At 56.3% G+C, this 3,449-nt stretch carries 4 protein-coding genes; all 4 read left to right on the top strand.

From position 1 onward, the window contains the following. The coding region (gene eno, locus AWB69_RS44870; RefSeq protein ID WP_063978060.1) for a phosphopyruvate hydratase at window positions 1-816 on the top strand (816 nt) is incomplete at its 5' end. Window positions 817-857: 41 nt separating this feature from the next. Next, complete coding sequence (gene tpiA / locus AWB69_RS44875; RefSeq protein WP_062093181.1) at window positions 858-1,631, top strand: triose-phosphate isomerase; 774 nt, start codon at window positions 858-860, stop codon at window positions 1,629-1,631. Window positions 1,632-1,650: 19 nt separating this feature from the next. Beyond that, complete coding sequence (locus AWB69_RS44880; RefSeq protein WP_062093182.1) at window positions 1,651-2,097, top strand: hypothetical protein; 447 nt, start codon at window positions 1,651-1,653, stop codon at window positions 2,095-2,097. Window positions 2,098-2,289: 192 nt separating this feature from the next. After that, window positions 2,290-3,381, top strand: a complete 1,092-nt coding sequence (locus tag AWB69_RS44885; protein WP_062093183.1) for an IS630 family transposase — start codon at window positions 2,290-2,292, stop codon at window positions 3,379-3,381. The last annotated feature ends 68 nt before the right edge of the window (window positions 3,382-3,449 follow it).

The raw sequence follows: 3,449 nt of genomic DNA on the forward strand, positions 1-3,449 counted from the left end.
AACAGCCTGGACATCCAGGAATTCATGATTGTCCCGGTCAGCCAGCCGACCTTCCGCGAAGCACTGCGTTGCGGCGCCGAAGTGTTCCACGCGCTGAAGAAGATCCTGAGCGATCGCGGCATGAGCACGGCGGTGGGCGACGAAGGCGGTTTTGCACCGAACTTCGGCAGCAACGACGAGTGCCTGTCCACCATCGTCCAGGCTATCGAAAAGGCGGGTTATCGTGCAGGTGAAGACGTTCTGCTGGCGCTGGACTGCGCGGCAAGCGAGTTCTATCACGACGGCAAGTACCAGCTTGCGGGTGAGGGCTTGCAGTTGTCATCGGCGGAATTCACGGACTATCTCGCCACGCTCGCCGATAAATTCCCGATCGTGTCGATCGAGGACGGCATGCACGAAAGCGACTGGGACGGCTGGAAGATCCTTACCGATAAACTCGGCAAGAAGATCCAGCTTGTTGGCGACGATCTCTTCGTGACGAACACGCGCATCCTGAAAGAAGGCATTGACAAGGGCATCGCCAATTCGATCCTGATCAAGATCAACCAGATCGGCACGTTGACGGAAACTTTCGCGGCAATCGAAATGGCGAAGCGCGCGGGTTACACTGCGGTCATCTCGCATCGTTCGGGCGAAACGGAAGATTCGACCATTGCGGATATTGCAGTCGGCCTGAACGCCGGTCAGATCAAGACGGGTTCGCTGTCGCGTTCGGACCGCATCTCGAAGTACAACCAGTTGCTTCGTATCGAAGAGGACCTCGGTGATTTCGCCAGCTACCCGGGCAAGCCGGCCTTTTATAACGTTTCCGCGTGAGGCCGTCACTTTTAGTCAACTTGACTGGAACCAAGGCGTCCATGGCGCCTCAAGCGGGAGAAAGCATGCGAAAGAAGCTAGCGTTGGGCAACTGGAAGATGAACGGAGAGACTGAGGCCAATGCTCGCCTCTTAAATGTGCTTCGGGACAACGAGCCCATCAGCGATGATGCAATAGTCGGAGTCTGCGTTCCGTATCTCTACGTCGGGCATACCAGAGACGCGCTTAGAGGGTCTTGCGTGAAATGGGGGGTACAGGATGTCTCGGCTCAGTCGGAAGGCGCGTACACCGGAGAAATTTCGGCGCGGATGGCGTCCGACTTCGATGTCTCATTCGCGCTTGTCGGGCATTCGGAGCGTCGGACTTACCATGGAGAATCAGACGTCATTGTTGCCAGCAAAGTGCTGCGCTGCATTGAGTCGAACATCACGCCGGTCATCTGTGTGGGCGAAACACTGGTCGAACGGGAAAGCGGGAACGCAAACACCGTCATCGGCCAGCAGCTCAGCGTAGCGTTGAGCAAACTCTCTGACGATCAGGCTCAGAACGTCGTTGTTGCGTACGAGCCTGTCTGGGCAATCGGGACGGGTCGGAGCGCTTCGCCAGATCAAGTACAAGCGACACACTCGTTCTTGCGTCAAGCGCTTGCTGCCCGGTCTGAGACGCTGAAAAACGTCGCGATTCTCTACGGTGGCAGCGTAAAAGCGACATCTGCAAGTGAACTGTTTCATCAACCCGACGTCGACGGCGGTTTGATCGGAAGCGCCTCTCTCGACGCAAGACAGTTCATCGATATCATCGACGCGTTGCGATAGCTCGTTCACGAGACTACGCATGTCGAAGCCTCATCGAAAGAGTCGACGAGTCAAAACGAACGCGTCGCGCACGAAGTTTCATCGGCTAACAGCGGACCATGTGCAGACAATCTCCTTGCGTGGCCATCTTGCACTCGCCGCCTATTGTGCAGGTTTTGGAGACAAGAACCAGCTTTACGCGCTTGCCCGAGCTACATACCTCTCATATTTTTTGTGGCAAGAGGGCTATGGGAGCGCAAACCGTGCGTTCTACTGCAGCGTCGAGAGTGAACTGGATGAACTTGCCAGGCGCGGCGAAACCAACAACGACTGGAGCATCCACGACGCTTCGTTCGAAGTGATACGTCTCGTACTAGGACTCTATGACGATCAGATTTCAAGCGTCTCAACGGAGGTGTTCGAAGCTTGCGAGCGGCAACTCGGACGCCTTTTGAAGGCATTATCAAACTCCGCGGACGTGCGATAAGGATTTCGACGTAGGAGCTGTGGCGTAAATATCGGAAGCTTGGGAAAGACGCCATCGCGGAGTTGGCGCCGAAACGGCATCTTCGCGCGGATATCAACTTCGTACATTCGATCCTCGCTAGTGTTCCGTTCTGTTGTTAACTAATCTATGTTCACGTAGCATGCTGGTATCAACGGAACGGGAGATACCAGCATGCCTATGGGACGACCGAAGGCCGAACTGGTGTTGAGTGAAGATGAGCGCTCGCAACTGATTTCGATAGCGCGTTCGCGCTCGATTTCGGCGGCGCTGGTGACGCGTGCGCGCATCGTGCTGGCTGCCGCTGGCGGTGAGCCCAACAGCGCAATTGCCCAGCGTCTTCAACTCACGCGTGCCACGGTGGGCAAGTGGCGTATCCGGTTCCTGGAGCATCGCATCAACGGGCTGTATGACGAAGTACGCCCCGGTAAGCCGCGCACGATTGACGATGAGCGGCTGGCTCAACTGATTCACAAGACCTTGCACACTAAGCCAGCGGATGGCTCCACGCACTGGAGCGTGCGCACGATCGCCGCCGAAACGGCTATCTCGCCGACGAGTGTGCACCGTTACTTCAAGTTGCTGTGCCTGCAACCGCATCGCAGCGAAAGCTTCAAGCTCTCGACCGATCAATTCTTCATCGAGAAACTGCGCGACGTGGTCGGCCTGTACCTGAGCCCACCGGAGAACGCATTGGTCCTGTGCGTGGACGAGAAGAGCCAATGCCAGGCGCTCGAACGCACGCAGCCCATGTTGCCGATGGGTTTCGGCTACGTCGAAGGCGTCACGCACGACTACGTTCGCCACGGCACCACGACACTGTTCGCCGCCCTGAATGTGCTCAACGGCGCAGTGCTCGCTACCTGCAAGCCTCGTCATCGGCATCAGGAGTTCCTGTCGTTTCTGCGCGAAATCGACAAAGCCGTACCGGCTGAGCTCGACGTGCACTGCATCGTGGACAACTATGGCAGTCACAAGCATCCCAAGGTCAAGGCGTGGCTGGCAGCAAAGCCCCGCTGGCACATGCATTTCATTCCTACCTACAGTTCGTGGCTTAACCAGGTCGAACGCTTCTTTGCGCTAATCACCGACAAGGCCATCCGTAGGGGCTCGTTTGGCTCGGTCAAACAACTGATCACACGTATCGATCAGTTCGTTTCCCACTACAACGAAAACTGCAAACCATTCATGTGGACCGCTTCCGCCGATTCCATCCTCGAAAAGCTACACCGACTTTGTTCGCGAATCAGCGGAACGGGACACTGATATGTATTTGACCTGTCCAGTGGTTTATAAAGGATTCTGGTTCGTACAATGTGTTGGTAGCAGAACGG

Source organism: Caballeronia udeis (genome assembly GCF_001544555.2).
Classification (GTDB): Bacteria; Pseudomonadota; Gammaproteobacteria; order Burkholderiales; family Burkholderiaceae; genus Caballeronia; species Caballeronia udeis.